This window comes from Citrobacter sp. HN-141, assembly GCF_033341895.1.
Taxonomy (GTDB): domain Bacteria; phylum Pseudomonadota; class Gammaproteobacteria; order Enterobacterales; family Enterobacteriaceae; genus Citrobacter.
On sequence record NZ_JAWPBF010000025.1, the window covers coordinates 1 to 20898 of the forward strand.

The following is a 20898-nucleotide window of genomic DNA, read 5'->3' on the forward strand; positions in this document are numbered from 1 at the left end:
TTGAATGGGTTCATGTGCAGCTCCATCAGCAAAAGGGGATGATAAGTTTATCACCACCGACTATTTGCAACAGTGCCCCCCGCCCTGCAGGAACGCCTGCGCCAACTGCATCCCTACGAACTCCCGGAGCTGCTCGCGGTCGAAGCCGCGTCCGGCCTGCCCGAATACCTGCAATGGCTGGCCGCCGAGAGCCGACCGGTAAACTGAGCCAATGACCGCATCCACGATCCGCCTGCGCCGCTGGCTGGCCGGGCTCGCCCTGCTGCTTGCGCTGCCCGCGACCTCGGCCGTCGCCCAGGACTTCGAACTGCCGCCGGTCGACGAGGTCTTCGTCCTGTCCGCGCAGGCCACCGCGCCGGACCGCATCGAGGTGCGCTGGCGGATCGCCGACGGCTATTACCTGTACCGGCACCGCACCTCGGTCAAGGCCGATGCCGCCTTCACCGGCGCGACCATGGCGCTGCCGAAGGGCAAGGCCTACCGCGACGAATTCTTCGGCGACGTCGAAACCTACCGCAAGGAATTGCTCGGCACCCTCACCGGCACGCCCGCGGCCGGCGCGAGCGCGACCACCCTGACCGTGAAGTACCAGGGCTGCGCCGATGCCGGCGTGTGCTACCCGCCGCAGACCCGCACCCTGAAGGTCGCGTTGCCGGGCGAAGCGGGCGCTGGCGGCTTCGGCTGTAAGGCGCGCGGGCTGCATGATTATGTCGTCAAGAACGGCTCTGCCGATCATCCCAACGCCGAGGTGAAATTCGCACTGGGTGATGTGGTCAACACCATGATCGGCTGCACTAATGGTGAAACGATCATGCTGTGCCACGACACCTCGCTGCCGCGCCCCTATTCTCTCGGCTTTCGGGTGCAAGGCACCGAGGGGCTGTGGATGGACGTCAACAAGTCGATCTATCTGGAGGGCAAGAGCCCACAGCCGCACCGCTGGGAGCCTGCCGAGGGCTGGTTTGCGAAATACGATCACCCGCTATGGAAACGCTACGCCGATCTGGCGGCAGGGGCCGGGCATGGCGGGATGGACTGGTTCGTGATCCACGCTTTTGTCGAGGCGCTGAAGGCCAAGGCCCCGATGCCAATCGACATTTACGACGCGCTGGCCTGGAGCGCGATCACGCCTCTGTCGGAACAATCGATTGCTGAGGGCAATCGCACGTTAGATTTTCCCGACTTCACCCGAGGGCAGTGGCGCACCCGCAAGCCGATCTTTGCGCTGAACGACGCCTATTGATCGACGCGATTTAGGCCAAGCGCACCGCAAAGGCGAAATTGGTAATCTTGTCGGTATCCTTGACGCCCGGCGCGCTTTCGACGCCGCTGGAGGTATCGACCAGCGGCGCTCCGGTGCGCGCAATCGCCTCGGCAACATTCGTCGGATTTAGCCCGCCTGCCAGCCCCCACGGCAAGGCACCGCGATATCCGGCCAGCAGCGACCAGTCGAACGCCAACCCCATGCCGCCGGGCAGCGCGCCTTTGGGGGTCTTGGCGTCGAACAAGATCAAGTCCGCCGCCCCGGCATAGGCTGCGGCGCGTGCGACATCGCTGGCGCTGGCGACGGGCAGCGCCTTCCACACCGGCTTGCCAAACCGCGCGCGCAACTGGGCCACGCGTTCGGGCGATTCCGAACCGTGCAGCTGCAGCGCGTTCAGCTTGGCTGCCACCAGTGCGTCGGCGATGACAGCATCATCCGCATCGACGAACAAACCGACCATGGCGATCTGGCCAGCTGCGCGCGATGTCAAAGCGCCCGCGACATTCGACGTAACCGCACGGGGCGACGCTGGATAGAACACCAACCCGGCATAGTCCGCCCGCGCCGCGATGGTCGCATCGAGCGCCTCGGGTGTGCTGATCCCGCAAATCTTGATTTTCGCGGGCATGCGGTCAGTCGGGGTTCTGGATCAGCCGCACCAGCGTGCAGTCGGGATCGATCAGGTAGCCGATCCTCAGGCCGCTCGCCTCCAGTTGCGGAGCTTTGAAGCGCGGCCAGCCGGTGCTTTTTTCCTCGGCTCCCGCCGCGTTCACCAATGCCACCATGGCATCGAGATCATCCAACCGCAGGCAACAGCCGAACGAGCTCGTAGCTGGGTCGAGGTCAGGATAGGGGAAGAATTCGAGCTGCAAACCGCCGCGCTGCAGGATCATCCAGCCGCGATCCTTCCAACTCGTCGCAAAGCCCAGCTTCGCATAAAACGCCTCTGTCACATCGAAATCGCGCGATGGCAGATTGGGGGTGACGTGGTCAGCCATGGCTCAGCGCAGCTTGTCGGCCATGCGGGCCGTATGAGTGATTGCGGCGCGGCTATCGGGGGCGGAATGGCTCATCACGATCATGCTGGCCTTGGGGAACGCCGCACCAAACGCGCGCGCTGACGCGGCGTAGTGCTCAGTGTCGGCATCACCGAGATTGCCGAGCGACTTGGCCTTGCTGTCCTTGATCAGGCAGCCACCAAAAGCGATGTCGGTGCCGTCGATCCCAACGGTGATATTGTCACTGGTGTGGCCGGGGCCGGGGTAAAATACCTTGAGCGGGCCAAAGTTGGGCGCGGTTGCTGGTTCGACCCAGCCATTGGCGGCGAAAGTCAGGCTGTGTTGCGCCGCAACCAGCCCCTCTTGCGGGGCAAGCTGGTTCGACAACGCATTGGCATAAGTCGCAATCCCCGCCGCATGCAGCGCGTCCATACCGCCCATCTTGTCCTGATGCGCGTGAGTCACCACCGCCAGCGCGACCGGCAGGTTGATCTCCTGCTTGATCCAGTTGAGGATCTGGGCGGTCTGGTCATCGGTCCAGGCGGTATCGACCAACAGCACGCGGCCGCCATCCCTGACGATCAAACCGTTGGAAGCGACTGCCCCGAAACCCGGCATGTCGAGATAGGAAGTGTGCTGCCAGACATTCGGTGCGAGCTGGCGGAAAACCAGATCGCCAAACCGTTGGTCGCCAGTTTCCATTTGCTGGCCAATCGTCGGGCGGATTTCACCGGGCATGCACCCGCTCAGCATCAATGCAGCGGCTAATGCGGTGCTCAGCTTCGCGACCGGGTGCATAATATTGGGCAATTCCATCAAGTTTTCCTTTTATTCAGCATTAAAAACCCCGCAAATGCGAGGCCTAGTAAATAGATGATCTTAATTTGGTTCACTGTAGCAAAAATATGGGGCGAATTCAAACATGAGGTGCGACAGTTTCAAAAGCCATATGATAATCAACAAGCTGAGCAAATTTCTCTAAGGAAGGTGCGAACAAGTCCCTGATATGAGATCATGTTTGTCATCTGGAGCCATGGAACAGGGTTCATCATGAGTCATCAACTTACCTTCGCCGACAGTGAATTCAGCAGTAAGCGCCGTCAGACCAGAAAAGAGATTTTCTTGTCCCGCATGGAGCAGATTCTGCCATGGCAAAACATGGTGGAAGTCATCGAGCCGTTTTACCCCAAGGCTGGTAATGGCCGGCGACCTTATCCGCTGGAAACCATGCTACGCATTCACTGCATGCAGCATTGGTACAACCTGAGCGATGGCGCGATGGAAGATGCTCTGTACGAAATCGCCTCCATGCGTCTGTTTGCCCGGTTATCCCTGGATAGCGCCTTGCCTGACCGCACCACCATCATGAATTTCCGCCACCTGCTGGAGCAGCATCAACTGGCCCGCCAATTGTTCAAGACCATCAATCGCTGGCTGGCCGAAGCAGGCGTCATGATGACTCAAGGCACCTTGGTCGATGCCACCATCATTGAGGCACCCAGCTCGACCAAGAACAAAGAGCAGCAACGCGATCCGGAGATGCATCAGACCAAGAAAGGCAATCAATGGCACTTTGGCATGAAGGCCCACATTGGTGTCGATGCCAAGAGTGGCCTGACCCACAGCCTAGTCACCACCGCGGCCAACGAGCATGACCTCAATCAGCTGGGTAATCTGCTGCATGGAGAGGAGCAATTTGTCTCAGCCGATGCCGGCTACCAAGGGGCGCCACAGCGCGAGGAGCTGGCCGAGGTGGATGTGGACTGGCTGATCGCCGAGCGCCCCGGCAAGGTAAGAACCTTGAAACAGCATCCACGCAAGAACAAAACGGCCATCAACATCGAATACATGAAAGCCAGCATCCGGGCCAAGGTGGAGCACCCATTTCGCATCATCAAGCGACAGTTCGGCTTCGTGAAAGCCAGATACAAGGGGTTGCTGAAAAACGATAACCAACTGGCGATGTTATTCACGCTGGCCAACCTGTTTCGGGCGGACCAAATGATACGTCAGTGGGAGAGATCTCACTAAAAACTGGGGATAACGCCTTAAATGGCGAAGAAACGGTCTAAATAGGCTGATTCAAGGCATTTACGGGAGAAAAAATCGGCTCAAACATGAAGAAATGAAATGACTGAGTCAGCCGAGAAGAATTTCCCCGCTTATTCGCACCTTCCCTTGGTATTCGAAGCTGGTCAACAGCTGGCTGAGTATCCTGGAGTTGAAGTAAACGATGGCATTGGTGACCAGGCGAGCGCACTCATTCCATAGCTGGATTTCTTCGTCTGAACTGCCCCGGAACTGATCCCCATTGACGCTGCTCACGGCCCGACGCAGTTGGTGATAGGCCTCTCCCCGGTTCAGCGCGCGCTGAACATAGTTTCTTAAACTGGCATCATCGATGTAGCACAGTAGATAATTCGCTTTCACCAGGCGATTGTATTCCGTCAGGGCTTCCAGCAGCGGGTGATTGCGCTTGTACTCCGAGAGCTTTCTCACCAAGGTGGCTTGCGTTGTTTTCCGCTGCTTAAGTGATACTGCAATCCGTTGGATGGTATCCCAGTGCTGCGCAATACGATGGGTATTGATTGGCTTTTTTAAGCACAGCTGAATTCGGTGTTCTTTGTCTTCCTTGACATCAAACATGTCATTGATCACTTTGCCAACCTGGGCATAGCGTGGGGCAAACTGGTATCCGAACAGATCCAGTAACGCGAAGTTCACATGGTTCACCCCATGGGTATCGGTTGAGAGCACATCCGGAATGATGTCTGACGTATTGCTCATCAACAAATCAAAGATGTAGTGCGATTCATGTTCGTTGGCGCCGATCACTCTGGCGTTGATCGCAGCGTGATTGGCGATCAAGGTCATGGCAGAAACACCTTTTTGAGTGCCAAAGTACTTCGACGAATAACGGGTTTTGAAGGTCTCGCGCCGGGCTTCGAACTTTTGACCATCGGCACTGGCGTGGATCACATCTTCCTGGATGTTGTAGTACCGGAAGATGGGTAGCTTGGCTGTCGCGTTATTGATGTTGTCGTTAGCAGCATTCAATGTTTCCAGGCGAAGATAGTTCGCCTGGATAGTGCTGAGCTGATCATAGGTACGATCAGAGATCTGTGCCATGCCGTAAATGCCTTGATTGGTTGCATTGCCGACCAGAATTGCCAACAGGTCATATTCATGGGAACGGCTTCTGGATTGGGAACCCAGCACATGAGCGAAGCAGTCAATGAAACCGGTGTCACGATCAACCATGCGCAGTACATCCGCAATCCCCGTTGTGGGAATTTGCTGGAAGAAGGGATTGTTGACCAGATGATGTTTGCTGGCCGAAGGCAGGCGCCAGAAGCGTTTACCCTGCGGATTACGCAAGATGATATTCCGGTTGTCTTCCTGTTCAAGATATTCGCCGACTTCGTACAAACGGGTATCCAATTCCATGGCCATCTGTTTGATCAGCTTTTCAGGCTCCTCCGCTAATTTTGTAAAATGGCTCTGTTGAAGCAGCGTATATTTGTTTTTTCGCCAATGTTCCCCGTCGATCAGGTCGGCGTCGAGTGCCCGGTATTTAGTGATATCAGGCAGCGTCAGCTGGCCATTCAGGCGATCAGGAATCTGTTGATAGAGGAACCACTCATAACGATCGATCAGGATATTCCCTTCACCATCCAGCAGGAATTCACGTGATTTTTTGGAAAGGAGTCTGGTGTCGGCAGTTTGCAACTGAGCGTCCTGGCCGTTGAGTTCGTTTTGTGTTTTCGCCAAGGCGGCCGCTAAGTGCTGGGTGCCGTCGCAGCCTTCGAAGCGCAGACATAGGAACAACTCTCGCAGCAAACCTTTCCGCAGACTTTCTTTCTCGTCGCAGTACTGCCACATGGCTTCATCGACCGATCGTCGCTGCTCGTTCAGGAAGAGACATACAGATTCCAGATCCCTTTTGGTCAGCAGGCTCAGTGCTTGCTGTCTTACTGTTGCAAACGGTAGTTGCAGATCAATGCTGTCATCAATGAACAGGTGCAGTACTTCAGCTGCCTTGCTGACATTTTTAGCTGCTTTTTGCCAATCCTTAAACACCGCTTCCTGCGCATAATCCTTTGCCTTCTGTTTGGTCTGTCTGACATGATGCACAAAGCCATCGGCAATACGTTCCAGCGCTTGCTGCCATCGCGTTTGAAGATAGCACAATAAATACAGCCATTGGCTGCCTACGGTTTGACGTTTCAGTTTGGCACCGTAGTAGTCGACTTTCTCTGCCAGGTGTTGCAGATTTTTCTGCGACAGTGATAGCGTGCTCAACAGCAGATCCACTTCCGGCATCCAATGCTGGATATGGCGATAGACAATCAGTTCTTTCTCCAACTCGGTTCCGGTGAAGTTACGAGCCGATTGTCGCAACTGTCGGAACGGCAGTGGACCTGTGCCGTTCACGAGCTCCGCCAGTGCTTGCTTAAGACCGCGTGACATTGCACGCTCAAGGTGCGCGGCCATGTGTTCCTGTTCGTCTCCCACCACCTGACTGATGATCTTTTGCAGCGTGCTGTAGGCAGGGATTGCGATCTTCTGCCCCGAACAATATTCATTGGCCGCATCGAAGAGGTGCCTAGGCGCTGTCCAGGCTCTGGCTTGCTGGGATAAGTAATCTCTCAACGCCGCTCCATGGTCTTTGACATTCCAGCGCTGGTAGTTGCAGAGCTGGAAAACACGTTGGTAAATCCGTTCGTTCTCTTTTGGCGTGAGATTAAAGGGTCTACAGCCTGGGCCTGGTAGAACGGTTTGATAAACGTATTTGAGGTCCTGCTTGATCTGATGAAAGCCGGGATTCAGCACCACCGGCTTGGCTTTGAAATAGCCCAGCAGTACCACCAGCATGTAACGCTGGCCCCGATGACGGAGGCTTTTAGCGATCGCCAGTTCCTTATCGTTCAGCGAGAAAAAGAAGCGTTGGTCGGCGGAGGTGAAAGCGGGGGGTCCATATAACTCATCTTGTTCTGCCTCGGACAAGATTTGGACACGTTCTTCGAATGCCATGGATTTAGCCCAAAAAGACTAAATCTTACTCAAACAGAGCCCAAATAGGGATCTCGAAAAAAGTAATACCCCTCTGGAGGCCACAGACGGCGGGGCCTCCAGAGCACTTTGTCGTTTTTGGACGGAAAATCCCTAGAACCCCTCAGTGGGACGAAATGATCCGGACCGCTGGCTCCCTGAAGCTGGGCAAAGTACAGGTTTCAGTGCTGGTCCGTTCATTGCTGAAAAGTGAACGTCCTTCCGGACTGACTCAGGCAATCATTGAAGTGGGGCGCATCAACAAAACGCTGTATCTGCTTAATTATATTGATGATGAAGATTACCGCCGGCGCATTCTGACCCAGCTTAATCGGGGAGAAAGTCGCCATGCCGTTGCCAGAGCCATCTGTCACGGTCAAAAAGGTGAGATAAGAAAACGATATACCGACGGTCAGGAAGATCAACTGGGCACACTGGGGCTGGTCACTAACGCCGTCGTGTTATGGAACACTATTTATATGCAGGCAGCCCTGGATCATCTCCGGGCGCAGGGTGAAACACTGAATGATGAAGATATCGCACGCCTCTCCCCGCTTTGCCACGGACATATCAATATGCTCGGCCATTATTCCTTCACGCTGGCAGAACTGGTGACCAAAGGACATCTGAGACCATTAAAAGAGGCGTCAGAGGCAGAAAACGTTGCTTAACGTGAGTTTTCGTTCCACTGAGCGTCAGACCCCTGTTACCGATGCAAGAACAGGGGAGTTTCATGAAATGCCTGTTTAGGAGTGATTAAAGGTAACTTGTGCGCAGAAGGTCAGGTGTGTGGTGGTTAGTACAGACTAGTGAATGTTGTAACTAAACTATATTTTTATTAAAGGCCGGAGGTGGTGTTCCTCCGGCCTTAATTACGTTTCCGTGTTCATTAGTCGATGAACTGGCGGATCAGTTCCAGAATGGCAATCAGCGCGTTTGCAAGCGCCGCTACCGCCCTCAGAACGATGATTAACAGGTTAATCATCCGTTTTCTCCATAAATGGAGTAAAGACACCGTGGCTTGCTCTTACACTGCCTGTCACCACGGCTTCTCTTCGTCTTGTCAGTTGTAGAGAGTCTCACTCCTGCCAGAGCACAGATAACCAGCACCACCTGTATTACCTGTCAGGACTTTGAACCTGTTCATGCCGCATTTAGCGGAATGCAGGGAGAGACTCACCACAGAGCTAACCCTCTGATTATACGTTTATCTAACGTTCAGGCAAACCGTTAACGCACAGTCACTGCCCGTCATATTGCATAATCAGGCTTCACGGATTATCATACTATTGTCAGTTGTAGAGAGTTTCCCTTCCGGGCTGAGTTACCAGCTCGCACCGGAACCGTAAAAAAGCCGACCTCACCAGTCGGTTTTTTTACGTCTGCGGTTTCCCGCTTCGTTTAAATCTATTTTAAATGAATAAATTGTTCTGCGGCAAACCCAACAACATAAGGACGTTAGGGTTGATGGTTGCCGAAATCGCGGTGCGTTACGTGAATTCTGAGGTTTTGCGAGGGGGATTGGGCGCGAGAATTTACGAGAGAGCGCCGGAACAATGCCGGGATCACAAACCATCACCCGTGAAAGAAATCTTCCGGCATTGCCCGGTCAGGTAGTATGACATTCATTGTCAACGGCCATCAATTTATAAGCTGCTTTGCACTTCATAAAAGATCACCACCAGGGCTGCTAAAACAGTACCGATAGCCAGCACGTTAAAAAGTACGTCCTTCATCTTTACGAACGACATACTGATTTGCGTCCTTTCCCTTTTGTCAGCCTTCTCTATCATCCAGCGTTGGTATGAATCACTGTTACTTTTTCTGTCCATGTTCCCCCCAATTCATCAATGAGCACCAGGCGGCCACCAGGCTTCTTGCCAACAAAGTAACGGCCTCGCGGCAGACGTTCGCCAGTCTTCAGCCGTTCGATCCAGTCCTGAAATGCAGGGCGCGGTTTATAGCTGTAGCGGCCAAAATCAGCTAAAGACTGCGTGACCATGACTGTTTGGCAGCCATGCTTTCTCATATCACGAAACGTATTTTCCAGTGCAGCCAGTGTATTCATTTGCACGTTCTCTCTGCTTTTCCCATGAAGATATTAACGACACTCAAAACTAACACCGTTGGCATGATCACGGCAGCATAGCCGACAGCAACGGCCTGATATATGGTCAATGAGTAGTCGGGCTGTTTATACAATACGACTGAAAAAATGCTCCCCAAACAAGCAAGCAGAGTTAAAAACAAGTAATCGACAAATCTGTTTTTATAGATAACCCATGCAACGATGCAGGGATATGACACCAGGCACAGGATAATCGCATTTGTGGTATGCACGTTTCGCTCCTTGTTATTTAAGGGTTGTCAGCCAGATCAAACAGATTGTTCAGGCTGGAACGGAATTGTTTTACCGATGATACCAGCTCCTGACTCCGCGCTTTTTCCTGCGCCAGTTCACGCCGTAGCTGCGCCATCTCGTCTCTGTTACGCTGAAGCTCAAGGATAGCCGTCATAAAGGTTTTGCTGGCTGATGCCTGTCCGGTCGCTTCCTGCGCCTTTTTAATGGCCTGATCTTCGTCGTCATTCGTTCTGATTGTGTAATGCCCCATGATACCCCTCTTTTGCTGTCATTTTTGCGCTGCCGGCGCGAACCCGGGAAGAAACTTTGCTGGCAAAAAACACTGGCCAACAGATGTGACCGGGAAAATTTGCTGGCAATTAATTTTCGATGAAAGCCAGCTCGCAATCGCCGCATTCAATATTCAGTCCGGCTTTGCCCCACACGGCAGCGCCACACCCGCGACACTGATATTTAACTTTATTTCGTTTTGGCTTGTCCTCAAATGCTGCAACTGACAAATCATTGTCATTGCTCCCGGCCATATCATCTGAATGGCTCCCGTTCTGCGGTGACACTGACGGCAGCAGAGCCATAGAAAGCACCGCTTCTATATCAATCCCGGCCTCAGCATTTTGATGCGCCAGAGCAAGCGTTTCGCGCCATTGCTCTATTACGGCGGTCATATCTTTTTGTTGTTCGACCTGGACAGGGAAGCGATCAAACCAGCTCAAAGCAAATTGCCCCTGGAACAGTTCCAGTGTGACGCGCTGGAAGCGGCCACCAGGGATCGGATAGTCATTAATCTTCTGGCCGACTTTCGCACCACCAGGTCTCCCGGTGGAGGAGGGCATAAGTCCGATACTTTCCATTTTTGCCGCCCACTGCGCATTGTGGTACGTCTTACGCGACGGGTTGCCGTAGTGGTACTGCCACATATGGCACTGCTCATGAACCAGCGTTTGCATGACTTCAATAAGCGGGTACACCGGGAAGTATTCAGGATTGAGGGCGATTTCATCAATCATCCTGCCGCTGCCGTCAGCAGCAACAAAGCGCCTGTAACTGAAATAGCCCATTGTGTTCTTGCCGCGCTGGAACGTAATCAGACAGTCAGGGAGTTCGCCGTCAAAAAGGCGCTGGTTATAGAAATCAAACGCCTGTTGTAGCTCGCTGTAAGCGCGTTCCGTGGCTCTTGTCATGCTGAAGTTCGCTTAGCGGCGTTCCGATATTCCTGTAACTCTGCAACAATAGCAGGGAACACATCAGCGCAACGCTGTGCCAGCTTAACCGCCTTTGAACAAACGCCCATACCATGTGCTCTTTTGAGCGCCTCCAACAAATCTACCAGTTCCTCGTCAGTGATTTTTTCAGTCATCTATTAAGCTTCTCCATTATCTGTATCGTACGATACAGATAATATAAACCACACCTTTGATAGCGGCAATCTTTTTTGCTGGCAATTTCACGCCCAGGGCGGGCATCGAGCGGGTAATATTGCTGGCAAAAATCAACGGCCAAACCGGCTGCAGGAAACTGGTTTGCTGGCAAGCGTGATTTACTGCTGGGCTTGACACCTTGCCATTGTATGACGCTTGTTTTAGTGTCAAATGAACAACCAGCGCGAGAAGAATATAGGAAGCAAAAGCAATGGATATCAAACCTAACTCAGTGATCCACCTGGAGCCAGGCGAAACATTACCCGGCTATACCAATCTGAAACCCGTACCTGATAAGTATTTCGATGAGTTAAAGGCACTCATAAATAAACTCAATACTCAATCCGGTAATATTTACCTCAAGTTAAAACAGATGTACGCCTTTTTGGATCGTTTTAACAAAGAATTTGTGAGCACGTTTACCTCCTGTCAAAAGGGGTGCTCTTCGTGCTGTAAAATGGATGTTCATTTAACCGCGCTTGAGGCAACACATATTGCACAAGCAAGTAAACTTACTGCCAGAGACAACCCGCTTACGACCGGGCATGAGTCAAAATGTCCGTTTTTGTCTGAGAAGGGAACATGCTCAATCTACAATTACCGCCCGCTGTTATGCAGGACATATCATGTACTCACTCCGCCGGAGATGTGTAATGACCTGGATGCACAAGTCATGCAGTATGGTTCTCAAAGCGCGAACATGGGAAATCACATCTACAAAACAATAGCAGAGTGGATCTATTTTCAGACGTATCACTGCACTGGTAAGTTAGAAACCAAAGATATCAGAGACTACTTCCCTTATCCCCGCGAAGATATCCAAAGATTTCTTCACCATAACCCCCCGCGCCCTTTTTGCTAAAAAAAAGCCTCTGACGCAGTGTCAGAGGCTTGTTAGATTACTGTTCGTCACCAGCAGTGCTGGAAGCATCTTTTTTGATGAGAAACTCATCAAGAGAACGGCCAGCTTTTAACGCTTCGTCGATTGGTTTTGGTGTCCGGCCACGACCAGACCAGTATTTCGTTTCGCCGTTTTCATCAAACTGATATTTAGGCGGCGCTTTTGGCAACGTCTTTTTGCGTGTTTTTTGCGCATCTTCGGACAGGCCAAGCAGTTCTTCCGGTGAAAAACCTTCTCCGGCAATCAACTGGAGCAGTTCCTGGCGCTTTCTTTCGCGCTCTGCGCGTTCTGCTGCCTCACGCTCTGCTTCTTCACGACGTTCTTCGATCACGGCGTTAAGCTTTTCCTGCATTTCCAGCAGTTGTTCAAAGCTGGTTTCTCGCGCAAAAACACGAACAGAGCGAATATTCAGGAGTAGCTTTTTTGTTGCGTCAAACGTTTCATTTTCACTCATCGAGTTAATCCTTATTTTTTACTGAACTGAAACCCAAGTTTACCCGTAGTTTTATCCTGCAAAACAATTGCAGCGTCAAACTTTTTCCCGGTTTTATTACTGGTAAAGCCTTTAATCTCTCCGGTTTTACCTTTTTTGATTAATGTCTCAACCTGATTTTGTGTCAGTTTTTTTCCTGACACTTCAGACCAGATTTTAAACTCGCACCCGGAACAGAAAAAGCCTTTAGGCCGGATAATAATTTCTTTACTGCATGAAGGGCAGGGGGCTTCGAGCCGGGACATGGAACCTTCTGATCTGGATTTTGCTTCCATATCCGGTTTGCCGTCTTTGTCCGGGAATGTTGTCTTGCATTCAGGGTAGCAGGAGCATCCCCAGAAAAAGCCATTTTGCCCCTTACGCTTACGCAGGAAACCGTTGTTACAAACCGGGCAGGGCGTGGCATTTGAAGAAATCGAAATTCCGTTCCTGTCCAGCTCGTCGATTAACCCCTGGACGTACTCATCATTTTCCTTAATAAACTCCTCAACTGTCAGCTCTCCGGCTTTGATCTGAGACTGCTTTTCAGCCCACAGAGCGGAGATATCCGGTTTAGTGATTTCAGGAGGCAGTGCAGCGCAAAACTCCTGGCCTTGTTTTGTGGTTTTCCATACCAGCTCCGAATACCCCTTTTCTTTTTCGATGGAGATAAGCCCGGTATTTGCCGCCAGTTTCTCAAGAATACCCGCGCGGGTGGCTTCCGTTCCGATACTGCCACGATCACTGCTGCCCTCGTCTTTCGCTTCCAGCGCCTTTCTGAGAGCCGGATCATCAATGAATTTTGCCGCACTCGTCATGGCGGCCAGTAACGTTGACTCTGTGAAATAGCGAGGTGGTGTAGTCTTTTTCTTGTCCACGTCTGCCGATTCACACAGGCCGCTGTCATTAAATTTCAGCAATGAAAGGTCAAAACCGTCCGTTCCGGCATCTTCGGTTTCGTCCTCGTCATCACTATCCTTACCCAGCGCTTCCCAGCCCTTTTGTACCAGAACGCTCTGTGTGGCCGTAAAGGTATCCCCCTTAATATCAAAGTGGATTTTCGTCTTGTTGCGGATCGCATCCGGGTAGAACAGCCCGATAAAGTAGACGGACACCAGGTTATAAACGTTCCGCTCTTTTTCATTAAGCTGAATACCGGCTCCGCTTTTTGTCGTCGGGATGATGGCGTGGTGCGCCTCAATCTTACTGGCATTAAAGGCTTTGTGTTTCTGGCCTTTATCCATATCTACGATCGCAGACGCCAGTTCGGGTACGGTGGCCGCTATAGCAGTGGCAATATCTCCGGCCTGGTAATAATGCTCATCTGAAAGATAGCGATTGTCAGAACGTGGATAGGTCAGAAGCTTGTGAGTTTCATACAGCCCCTGCATCACATCGAGCGTATCTTTTGCAGAATAACCAAATCGCTTTGCGCAGAGCTGCTGAAGCGTGGAAAGGTTAAGCGGAAGCGGAGGCTTGCTATTTTCCGGCTTTGTCGTCGCGATAGTAACAATAGCATCCTTACCCGTAACACGTCCGGCAATATGCGCGGCCTGAGCTTCGGAGATCAGGCGTTTTTTCTCGTCTATCTGATCGTCGTCTGTTGTCTGATATTTCGCCTTAATCTGATGCCCGTTCATCGACAGACTGGCGAATACATCGTAATAAAAGCTTTCTGTGTGATTCTGGTTCGCCAGCGTGCGCATGTTCACCAGACCAAGAACGGCACTTTGTACCCGGCCAACGTTCAGAACGCCGTCATAGCCCTTCTCACGGCCTTTTAATGTACATCCCCGCGTCATGTTATAGCCAAAACCCTGATCGCACAGGGAACGCGCCAGGGCGCTTAACGTCATACCGCGAAATTTATCGTTAGGTTGTAAATTCGACAGTGATTTTTGCACTGGCGCAAGGTTGAGGTCGGCAACAAGCAGTCGCTGGACGGGTTTCTTGTTTCCGGCATAACCCAGAATCTCATCAACCAGCAAACATCCTTCATCATCGGGGTCGCCTGAATGAACGATGCTGTCGGCTTTATCGATAAGAGACAAAATAATGCGGGTCTGTGCTTCTGATTCAGGCTTGATTTTATATTTTGGCGGATAAACCGCTTTAATGGGTAAATCACTATAACGCCAGTTGGAATATTTGTCGTCATAATCCTGTGGGTCGTAAAGCTCCAGCATATGACCATAACACCAGGTAACGACATCAGAACCGTGTTCAAAATAGCCGTTTTTCTTTTCTGTATTGGGATTTCCGCCCAGTCCTTCAAAAATAGCCTTTGCTAAAGACGGTTTTTCTGCAATAAAAAGTCTCATTAATCAATCCTCAAGGTAACTTGAATAGTCAGGCTGCGCACCATTCTTTTTAAAGATTTCTTCCCTTTCCTCTATGTCTTCTTCTGCCTCCTGCACACTAAGGTCAAGGGTTCCTTTCAAAAAGGCACGCGCATTCTTGATTACATCTACTGTTAATTCGTTTTTTGTTCCGCGAATCATGCCAATAGCAATATTTATTATCTCCTTTATTTCAGCAGGAGTCGTTCTGTCCAGCACCGCGCCAAGTTCTTTAAGGTCAATATTTATATCGTCTGGTAAGTACATTTTGGCACAAGCGGCAGCGGCTTTAGTCCGAAAAGCACCTACAGATATGATTCTGTCAATTCTGCCAGGGCGTTTTCTGATGCGCGGATCAATCCGGTTAGGATAGTTCGTTGAAAAAATAACATATGTCCCGGCAAGATTTCGCGGTGTATCAGCCCCATCAAGAAAACTTAACGTTCCGGCATCAGCCCGATAAAGTTCATCAACCTCTTCAGCTATTATGATAACGGGTATTTTCTTTTGAGCTGCGGCATAGCAAACATCTTTAAAGTAATCATCAGCATAAACAAATACATATTTATCCTGATATTTTGCCCCCAAAGCTTTTGCGATAGTCGTTTTCCCTGTGCCCGGAGGACCAGTAAAAAGCACTTTTCGCATTCCTGACTGACCATAACGGGTGTAGAAATCAATATCCGAAAAGAACTGATTAAAGTCATTCTCCAGCTCATTAAACTTTGGATGAACAGAAAAACGTAAAGCGTTTTCTATTTCTTCCTTCCTTGCCTTACCGTGATAATAAACGCCGTCGTAACACCCGATTTTCCAGATACCTTTACGGGGTAAAGAGCGGTTTAATTTAGCGCGTCCAGCTTCGCAAAGATTATGAAGCATCGACATACTTTTGGTTGTGCCAACTGCGTACTCCATTCTGACTTTAGAGTTAAGAATGAAGCGAATAATATGAACCACTTCATTTTGACCAAGATGAATCCGGTATGCTCCCGAACCATCTTTAAACATAAGCTTTTTAATCCTCCCGGCTTTAGCCATAACAGGGCTACTTCCCGTATGAACGACGGTTGAAGCAACGGGTTCGATATCAAGATTCGAATAAATTTTACGATTCTTTCTGTTTATAAAAATCTCTGCCACTTTAGGATAGTAATCACAATCCTTTACGACAGTACCAAAATTATCTTCACCGTAATATTCTTTATGGAGCCGTAAAGCCTGCTCTACCAGAGTTAATTTACCCATATGCGCACCATGTATATTAAAAACCGTGACGTTGCCTGAAGATTTTCTTCAGGCAGAGGAGGGGTTGGACAAGCGAAGCGCGTCAGTTTTGTTTATGACGCCACTCCCACGGAGGAACGGGATTACTGTCAGCCCACAGGCCGCGCTTCTGTGTCTGAGCTTCCCGTTGCAGAGCCGGTAATGAGTTATCGGTGTTGTACCTGTCATAAACCCATGCAGCCCCTTTTAGCACTTGCTGGCGGTTAGCCTCAGTGCCGTTCGCTGTCACCACTCGTCCCAGGACTCGCCCGTAGCGATCTGTTTGCGTATAAGAGACGGTAACTGATTGCCCTGCCAGCAGGGCTTTAAGTTGATTGGTTGACCAGCGACCAAAGGGTTGTTTTTTTTCCGGTGCATCGATATTTATCAATCGGACTCGAATCGGAACTTCATACACAACAATTTTCGCGGGTAGTGTTTTAACTTCGATGGTATCTCCATCGAGAACGCGAATAACTTTCCCCTGAATCTGAGCAGCACACAATGTAGCTGGCAACAGGGCAACAGCAAAGGAAAGAACATTAAAAAAATGTCTCATTGCTTTCTTCCCTCCCATATTGCTGAGAGTCTTTTAAAAATGGATAAAACGACGACTAAAGCCACTGCGATAACAGCCAACGAAGGAAGTACATAGCTGTATAACTCAACCATGAAATTAATAAACTCAATGAGCGATTGCGGCTTTAAGGAAGCATCCCACAAAACGATAACAAAACGATAAAGCCCATAGACAATTGCCGGAAACCAGACCATAAACAACAAAATTTCAGTAAAAACAGAAGCGACCGATTTGACACTATCGATAATTTCAATTCCGGCAATTCTCACACTTCTTGCATCAGGTACGTTAATAATTTTCATCCTCCCACCCCTGTAAAAAATGTTCGCAAGTTCCAGTCTCAAACCTGAAACTTGCGTATTCACATCAGAATTAAATCAAACAGAATTAAAAGTTTTTCAATCGGCCAAAGCTTGAAATAATTTTACTTACTGTACCTGCATCAGCCGCAGGACATTCATTTAGTTTTTTCTTTCTGGCATCTGCCGTGTGATCGGGTAAAAAACCATGTTTATTCTTTTTCCTGATTGACATAAAACTTTTATACATCGGGTCACATTCTGCCGGACTACTTCCGTCAAGTTTTCCGGCAAGGCATAACACCATTGCACATGGATCGTTCGGGTCGGCCTTTTCCTCAGCATGAGCAGTTCCGGCAGCGAACGCACAAAGCAGCACTGCCGTGGTTACGGTCTTTTTCATATACACCTCATGGATAACGGGCAACTAACGCCCTGCGGTTGTTCAACCCCGGCTCAATAAAATTACAAGAATTTTATTAATCCGGCGTTATCGTGATAAATAAACACTGGTAGTCCGGCAAGAAAAACAGTTCATTTTATAACGATACTGTATGACACCGTTTGCACCGTTCGCCCTCAACCAGTTTTTAGCTGTGAAAAAGTCTGTTCCGTTACTGGTTTCAACAATCACTGAATCAGAATGTGCAACAGAATAAAAAACAGCATCATCGTAAAGGCGGTTTTCAGGCCTGAAATTATGGATAACCTTAACCCACGATGAATTAACCTTGTCTGATTTAATAACTGAGTATGTCGGTTGCCAGTCCATTAATTGTGTATTCACCGTTTCAGGATTCTGTTCCCAGTCAACCTGTGGTGGTTCAGGCGGAGAGGAACAGGCAGAGAGAAAAAGGACACTGACCATTAACATTTTTTTCATAGTAAAACCTCTGACTCCAGCTCACCGACGGAGAGCATTTTTTCTTTAGAAGGATATTTAAGCCCTTTAACACCCAATACTTTTTTAGTCTTATTCAGAGAGGCGGTTAACTCGGTAAGTTTGGGGCTTACCATCATCAGCCTGTCCATAAAATACGGGTCGAGGAAGTAGAGGGCTTTCTCAGCTTTAACCGGGTTTTCACCTTTAAGAATGATAAATTCTTCTTTAAAATCCAGCGTTCCCAGCTCCTGCGGGAGCACAAGGGCGCGCTGCGCCTCACTTTCTGAACTGCTTTTCGACGTTGAGCGTCCGCTTGTCTTGCTTGAACCTGTCGATTTGGTGGTGATATAGCCCAGCTTTTCCGAAATCTTTTTAGCGTCATCTTCTTCACTGACAGCGTAGATAATCCGGCAGGGATGCGCACTCATCAGCGTTTTGGCACCTTCAACACCATAGATTTCATTAAGCTGACTGATATTCTGGTAAATCGTCAGAAGTTTGAGTTTAAACCCGGCAATATAACCCGAACCTTTTTTAATGATTGGCATGTAACCAATAGACGGAAACTCATCCAGGAACATCAGACAGTCATGTTTCAGTGTCGGGTCAAAGTCAGGGTTTTCTCGTAACGTGACTTCCACAACGAAGTTAAAGAACAGGTTGAGGAAGTCATAGGCCAGGGACATATCTTCAGCATTAACGCCAACATAAACAGTGATATCTTCCCGGCGCAACTGGCGAAGGTCGAAATCATTGCCGTCTGTACATTTGCGAACAGTCGGAAGATAAAACAGACTCATTTTCTTACGAAACGAACCATCAATACTCGAACGTTGTTCGTCTTCGGTTTCGTGATACTCCCTGATTTTGGTCAGGGCATCGCGCAGATGATACAGCGCGTTTTCATCAAGTCCTTTTGTTCCCTCCAGGTCTTCTCGCTTACTGAGTATCAGCTCCCGGTCGATGTTGCTGTACAAATCGACTACAGAACCAATTGAGAAAACAGGTTTAAGCCCGAACTCACCAAGCCAGGAGGGGTCGTAGTTAATAAAGAAATGAAGCAATTTTGCCAGCCCCGTCCAGTACTGCCCCGCGAGGTTATTAAAGTGTGCTTCCGCTCCGGTCAGACCGTAAGACGGGAACAGGATCTCAATCAGCTTCAGCAGGTCTTTAGCCCCGCTCTCTTCTTTTAAATCAATATAGAAAAGCGGGTTAAACTGATGCGTTTTACTGTTGAAAGGGTCAAGAAGATAGACCTTATTACCCAGCAGTTTTTCACGTACCTTACTGGTGATTTTCCACAGTTCCTGTTTTGGATCTAATGCAATCAGGGAATGTTTCCTGACCAGCAGGTTTGGAATACCTATTGCAGCCCCTTTACCTGCGCGGGTTCCTGCGCCAAGTGATACAAAATCTGGTGCGGTATACCACAGGTATTTACCTTTATATGCACCTACAAGAATATCAGTATCGTTTTCTTTCTCCCATTTCAGAAGTTTCGATTTTCTTAAATCATTATCACTGGCAAACTTCGCGTCACCATAAAGAGCAACATCCGTTTTATTCAGTTGCCAGATAATAAAAACAGGCACAATGAGAGACGAAACCATACCTGATAAAAGAGAGGGGATTGCGGTTAACCTGATATCTGTCCGTATATTACTCTCTGTTATTATCCGCCACAGCAGCATGGAATCAAAATTCTTCCATATATAAAGCGGCGTTTTTCCGTTCAGGAAGTAAACAGCAACTGAGCCAGTATAATACGTCACAAGACACATAACCAGACCGATAAAAGCCCACTGGCCTTTATCGGGTAGTTTCAGAGACATAATCACTCCTTCAGCTTTTCAAAGTATTCCTGAAAATGAATATCACGATAGTAAATACCCGATGCAAATCGGTTATCTTCCTCATCGATGTACTTAATACTCATAATCACATCGACGTTGCTTAACACCCTCCGCAATATAATGTTATAAGGCAAATTCTGACATTCAGGGTTCATATAGCACCGTTGAACCAGTCCAAGCACAGCATCTTCAGGGGTGCTCTCATGGACGGTTGTAAGGTTCCCTGCATGGCCGGAACTTGAGCCTTTGAGAAAATCCCAGGCTTCCGCGCCGCGAACCTCAGTCATGAGGATTCTGTCCGGGTTCATACGAAAACCAGAACGTAAAAGAGAAGCGGAACTGACAGTGCTACTTTCCCCTTCTGACGGGTAATACAATTTCACATGATTTTTGTGGAACCTGAACTTTGCTTCATCTGTATCTTCAATTGAAATACATCGTAAATGATGGGGTATGTACTGAAGACAGGCATTTGCAAAGGTGGTTTTACCCGCCCCCGTTCCGGCACAAAATACCATCGTTTTACCCTTAACCAGGCATTCAGGGACAAATTGTTCAAAACAATTATCTTTAAACATTGAAGATAATTCATCTTCTTTATCCCTGAATTTCCCCCCTTGATTTAGCCTTGAGTAAAACCCTTGTTTAACAAAGGTATCATGGTCGATAAACACACTGGACGGCTTACGGATTGTAATAGACACCGTTTCCCGTTCCGTTGCCGGGGGAATAACTATTTGTACACGCTCCCCTCCGGGGAGCGTAACAGAACGTAAGGGATATTCTGGCGTAACCGACCCACCATCATGATAATCAGAAATTGCCCCTGCAAATGACATACAATCTTTAAAATCCATTTTTAATTCATGCTGCTGCCATTTCCCACTCACTTTAACAAACAGTTCATCAGGCCGATTTACCGCGATTTCAGTTAAACCATCGACTTCATTAAGCCAGTGGTGGAAGTATTCATCTATTATTTCATAAACAATATGTCTGTTCTCTGCATCCTTCATAATTCACCTTTTCCTTTAAGATCTTCAATAAAACGCATGACTTCTTCGTAATTAAATCGATGCGTTTTGATTTGTTTCAGTGGTTTGGGGAAAGGAACGCCATTTATTGGTATGCCCTTACGAATATGATGGTATATTTCGCTTTCCCTTATTCCTAACAGCATTGAAAACTCTTTGATATCCAGCGTTATCAAA

Annotated in this window: 23 protein-coding genes and 2 pseudogenes; 5 read left to right on the top strand and 20 right to left on the bottom strand. The window is 49.3% G+C overall.

The genetic code is table 11. The annotated features are described in order from the left end of the window. The first annotated feature begins 72 nt into the window (after window positions 1–72). Window positions 73–207 carry a divalent cation tolerance protein CutA gene (cutA, locus tag RYZ59_RS22065; RefSeq protein WP_023408307.1) on the top strand — a complete coding sequence of 45 codons (135 nt, stop codon included), beginning with the start codon at window positions 73–75 and terminating at the stop codon, window positions 205–207. Window positions 208–211: 4 nt separating this feature from the next. Next, a complete protein-coding gene (locus RYZ59_RS22070) occupies window positions 212–1243 on the top strand; it encodes a protein-disulfide reductase DsbD domain-containing protein (RefSeq protein ID WP_004201169.1) in 1032 nt (343 codons plus the stop codon). A 10-nt stretch (window positions 1244–1253) separates the two neighbouring features. Here the strand turns inward: RYZ59_RS22070 and RYZ59_RS22075 are convergent, their stop codons facing one another. Genes RYZ59_RS22075 through RYZ59_RS22085 form a run of 3 tightly spaced genes read right to left on the bottom strand, consistent with a single transcriptional unit; the run spans window position 1254 to window position 3078 of the window. Then, the gene (locus RYZ59_RS22075) at window positions 1254–1892 is read right to left on the bottom strand and encodes a phosphoribosylanthranilate isomerase (RefSeq protein ID WP_004201168.1); all 639 of its coding nucleotides are present in this window, start codon (window positions 1890–1892) and stop codon (window positions 1254–1256) included. A gap of 4 nt (window positions 1893–1896) precedes the next feature. Beyond that, a complete protein-coding gene (gene ble, locus RYZ59_RS22080; RefSeq protein WP_004201167.1) occupies window positions 1897–2262 on the bottom strand; it encodes a bleomycin binding protein Ble-MBL in 366 nt (121 codons plus the stop codon). Between the two features lie 3 nt (window positions 2263–2265). Further along, on the bottom strand, window positions 2266–3078 hold the full coding sequence (locus RYZ59_RS22085; RefSeq protein WP_023408309.1) for a subclass B1 metallo-beta-lactamase NDM-5: 813 nt from the start codon (window positions 3076–3078) through the stop codon (window positions 2266–2268). 234 nt (window positions 3079–3312) lie between these two features. Here RYZ59_RS22085 and RYZ59_RS22090 point away from each other — a divergent pair, with 234 nt between their 5' ends. Continuing rightward, the gene (locus RYZ59_RS22090) at window positions 3313–4293 is read left to right on the top strand and encodes an IS5-like element IS5 family transposase (protein WP_000019402.1); all 981 of its coding nucleotides are present in this window, start codon (window positions 3313–3315) and stop codon (window positions 4291–4293) included. 135 nt (window positions 4294–4428) lie between these two features. On the opposite strand, the pseudogene RYZ59_RS22095 reads toward RYZ59_RS22090, so the two are convergent. After that, window positions 4429–7296 (bottom strand): annotated as a pseudogene (locus RYZ59_RS22095) (Tn3-like element IS3000 family transposase); the annotation flags it as partial. A 143-nt stretch (window positions 7297–7439) separates the two neighbouring features. Between RYZ59_RS22095 and RYZ59_RS22100 the strand changes: the two are divergent. After that, window positions 7440–7952: pseudogene (locus RYZ59_RS22100) on the top strand (Tn3 family transposase); the annotation flags it as partial. Window positions 7953–8203: 251 nt separating this feature from the next. Here the strand turns inward: RYZ59_RS22100 and dqlB are convergent. The 6 genes from dqlB to RYZ59_RS22130 form a co-directional block, all read right to left on the bottom strand. After that, window positions 8204–8299, bottom strand: coding sequence for a DinQ-like type I toxin DqlB (gene dqlB, locus RYZ59_RS22105; protein ID WP_000609145.1), 96 nt, complete (start codon window positions 8297–8299; stop codon window positions 8204–8206). Window positions 8300–9103: 804 nt separating this feature from the next. Then, complete coding sequence (locus RYZ59_RS22110; protein WP_001093608.1) at window positions 9104–9382, bottom strand: hypothetical protein; 279 nt, start codon at window positions 9380–9382, stop codon at window positions 9104–9106. Between the two features lie 289 nt (window positions 9383–9671). Continuing rightward, window positions 9672–9926, bottom strand: a complete 255-nt coding sequence (locus RYZ59_RS22115) for a hypothetical protein (RefSeq protein ID WP_000510385.1) — start codon at window positions 9924–9926, stop codon at window positions 9672–9674. A 109-nt stretch (window positions 9927–10035) separates the two neighbouring features. After that, the gene (locus RYZ59_RS22120; RefSeq protein ID WP_000196235.1) at window positions 10036–10857 is read right to left on the bottom strand and encodes a SprT-like domain-containing protein; all 822 of its coding nucleotides are present in this window, start codon (window positions 10855–10857) and stop codon (window positions 10036–10038) included. Then, window positions 10854–11033 carry a hypothetical protein gene (locus tag RYZ59_RS22125; RefSeq protein WP_023408316.1) on the bottom strand — a complete coding sequence of 60 codons (180 nt, stop codon included), beginning with the start codon at window positions 11031–11033 and terminating at the stop codon, window positions 10854–10856. The genes RYZ59_RS22120 and RYZ59_RS22125 overlap by 4 nt, the downstream gene beginning before the upstream one ends. Before the next feature lie 16 nt (window positions 11034–11049). Beyond that, window positions 11050–11316: a hypothetical protein gene (locus RYZ59_RS22130; protein ID WP_032072053.1), complete on the bottom strand. Its 267-nt coding sequence runs from the start codon at window positions 11314–11316 to the stop codon at window positions 11050–11052. Here RYZ59_RS22130 and RYZ59_RS22135 point away from each other — a divergent pair. Next, a complete protein-coding gene (locus RYZ59_RS22135; RefSeq protein WP_000351937.1) occupies window positions 11306–11956 on the top strand; it encodes a YkgJ family cysteine cluster protein in 651 nt (216 codons plus the stop codon). The two genes, RYZ59_RS22130 and RYZ59_RS22135, sit on opposite strands and share 11 nt — an antisense overlap. A 37-nt stretch (window positions 11957–11993) precedes the next feature. On the opposite strand, the gene RYZ59_RS22140 is transcribed toward RYZ59_RS22135, so the two are convergent. From RYZ59_RS22140 to RYZ59_RS22185, 10 genes are all read right to left on the bottom strand, one after another. Then, a complete protein-coding gene (locus RYZ59_RS22140) occupies window positions 11994–12449 on the bottom strand; it encodes an H-NS family nucleoid-associated regulatory protein (RefSeq protein ID WP_001293458.1) in 456 nt (151 codons plus the stop codon). Window positions 12450–12460: 11 nt separating this feature from the next. Next, on the bottom strand, window positions 12461–14788 hold the full coding sequence (topB, locus tag RYZ59_RS22145) for a type IA DNA topoisomerase (RefSeq protein WP_004199098.1): 2328 nt from the start codon (window positions 14786–14788) through the stop codon (window positions 12461–12463). A gap of 3 nt (window positions 14789–14791) precedes the next feature. After that, window positions 14792–16054, bottom strand: coding sequence for an AAA family ATPase (locus RYZ59_RS22150; RefSeq protein ID WP_000517490.1), 1263 nt, complete (start codon window positions 16052–16054; stop codon window positions 14792–14794). Window positions 16055–16136: 82 nt separating this feature from the next. After that, a complete protein-coding gene (locus tag RYZ59_RS22155) occupies window positions 16137–16631 on the bottom strand; it encodes a thermonuclease family protein (protein ID WP_001215543.1) in 495 nt (164 codons plus the stop codon). Further along, window positions 16628–16954, bottom strand: a complete 327-nt coding sequence (locus tag RYZ59_RS22160; protein WP_004208538.1) for a hypothetical protein — start codon at window positions 16952–16954, stop codon at window positions 16628–16630. Before RYZ59_RS22160 ends, RYZ59_RS22155 begins: the two co-directional genes overlap by 4 nt. 85 nt (window positions 16955–17039) lie before the next feature. Next, entirely contained in the window at window positions 17040–17354 is a 315-nt protein-coding gene (locus RYZ59_RS22165) for a TrbM/KikA/MpfK family conjugal transfer protein (protein ID WP_000754496.1), read from the bottom strand. An 87-nt stretch (window positions 17355–17441) separates the two neighbouring features. After that, window positions 17442–17834, bottom strand: a complete 393-nt coding sequence (locus RYZ59_RS22170; RefSeq protein WP_000738524.1) for a cag pathogenicity island Cag12 family protein — start codon at window positions 17832–17834, stop codon at window positions 17442–17444. Beyond that, complete coding sequence (locus RYZ59_RS22175) at window positions 17831–19666, bottom strand: type IV secretory system conjugative DNA transfer family protein (protein WP_000053822.1); 1836 nt, start codon at window positions 19664–19666, stop codon at window positions 17831–17833. Before RYZ59_RS22175 ends, RYZ59_RS22170 begins: the two co-directional genes overlap by 4 nt. Before the next feature lie 2 nt (window positions 19667–19668). Further along, complete coding sequence (virB11, locus tag RYZ59_RS22180; RefSeq protein ID WP_000650512.1) at window positions 19669–20703, bottom strand: P-type DNA transfer ATPase VirB11; 1035 nt, start codon at window positions 20701–20703, stop codon at window positions 19669–19671. Beyond that, a complete protein-coding gene (locus RYZ59_RS22185) occupies window positions 20700–20897 on the bottom strand; it encodes a DNA-binding protein (protein WP_000629109.1) in 198 nt (65 codons plus the stop codon). Before RYZ59_RS22185 ends, virB11 begins: the two co-directional genes overlap by 4 nt. Window position 20898 lies beyond the last annotated feature (1 nt).

What these genes read in the sequence shown, in the direction of transcription:
- RYZ59_RS22070 (WP_004201169.1), top strand. Translation starts at nt 212, where the DNA reads ATGACCGCATCCACGATCCGCCTGCGCCGCTGGCTGGCCGGGCTCGCC.
- RYZ59_RS22075 (WP_004201168.1), bottom strand. Translation starts at nt 1,892, where the DNA reads ATGCCCGCGAAAATCAAGATTTGCGGGATCAGCACACCCGAGGCGCTC.
- ble (WP_004201167.1), bottom strand. Translation starts at nt 2,262, where the DNA reads ATGGCTGACCACGTCACCCCCAATCTGCCATCGCGCGATTTCGATGTG.
- RYZ59_RS22085 (WP_023408309.1), bottom strand. Translation starts at nt 3,078, where the DNA reads ATGGAATTGCCCAATATTATGCACCCGGTCGCGAAGCTGAGCACCGCA.
- RYZ59_RS22090 (WP_000019402.1), top strand. Translation starts at nt 3,313, where the DNA reads ATGAGTCATCAACTTACCTTCGCCGACAGTGAATTCAGCAGTAAGCGC.
- dqlB (WP_000609145.1), bottom strand. Translation starts at nt 8,299, where the DNA reads ATGATTAACCTGTTAATCATCGTTCTGAGGGCGGTAGCGGCGCTTGCA.
- RYZ59_RS22110 (WP_001093608.1), bottom strand. Translation starts at nt 9,382, where the DNA reads ATGAATACACTGGCTGCACTGGAAAATACGTTTCGTGATATGAGAAAG.
- RYZ59_RS22115 (WP_000510385.1), bottom strand. Translation starts at nt 9,926, where the DNA reads ATGGGGCATTACACAATCAGAACGAATGACGACGAAGATCAGGCCATT.
- RYZ59_RS22120 (WP_000196235.1), bottom strand. Translation starts at nt 10,857, where the DNA reads ATGACAAGAGCCACGGAACGCGCTTACAGCGAGCTACAACAGGCGTTT.
- RYZ59_RS22125 (WP_023408316.1), bottom strand. Translation starts at nt 11,033, where the DNA reads ATGACTGAAAAAATCACTGACGAGGAACTGGTAGATTTGTTGGAGGCG.
- RYZ59_RS22135 (WP_000351937.1), top strand. Translation starts at nt 11,306, where the DNA reads ATGGATATCAAACCTAACTCAGTGATCCACCTGGAGCCAGGCGAAACA.
- RYZ59_RS22140 (WP_001293458.1), bottom strand. Translation starts at nt 12,449, where the DNA reads ATGAGTGAAAATGAAACGTTTGACGCAACAAAAAAGCTACTCCTGAAT.
- topB (WP_004199098.1), bottom strand. Translation starts at nt 14,788, where the DNA reads ATGAGACTTTTTATTGCAGAAAAACCGTCTTTAGCAAAGGCTATTTTT.
- RYZ59_RS22150 (WP_000517490.1), bottom strand. Translation starts at nt 16,054, where the DNA reads ATGGGTAAATTAACTCTGGTAGAGCAGGCTTTACGGCTCCATAAAGAA.
- RYZ59_RS22155 (WP_001215543.1), bottom strand. Translation starts at nt 16,631, where the DNA reads ATGAGACATTTTTTTAATGTTCTTTCCTTTGCTGTTGCCCTGTTGCCA.
- RYZ59_RS22160 (WP_004208538.1), bottom strand. Translation starts at nt 16,954, where the DNA reads ATGAAAATTATTAACGTACCTGATGCAAGAAGTGTGAGAATTGCCGGA.
- RYZ59_RS22165 (WP_000754496.1), bottom strand. Translation starts at nt 17,354, where the DNA reads ATGAAAAAGACCGTAACCACGGCAGTGCTGCTTTGTGCGTTCGCTGCC.
- RYZ59_RS22170 (WP_000738524.1), bottom strand. Translation starts at nt 17,834, where the DNA reads ATGAAAAAAATGTTAATGGTCAGTGTCCTTTTTCTCTCTGCCTGTTCC.
- RYZ59_RS22175 (WP_000053822.1), bottom strand. Translation starts at nt 19,666, where the DNA reads ATGTCTCTGAAACTACCCGATAAAGGCCAGTGGGCTTTTATCGGTCTG.
- virB11 (WP_000650512.1), bottom strand. Translation starts at nt 20,703, where the DNA reads ATGAAGGATGCAGAGAACAGACATATTGTTTATGAAATAATAGATGAA.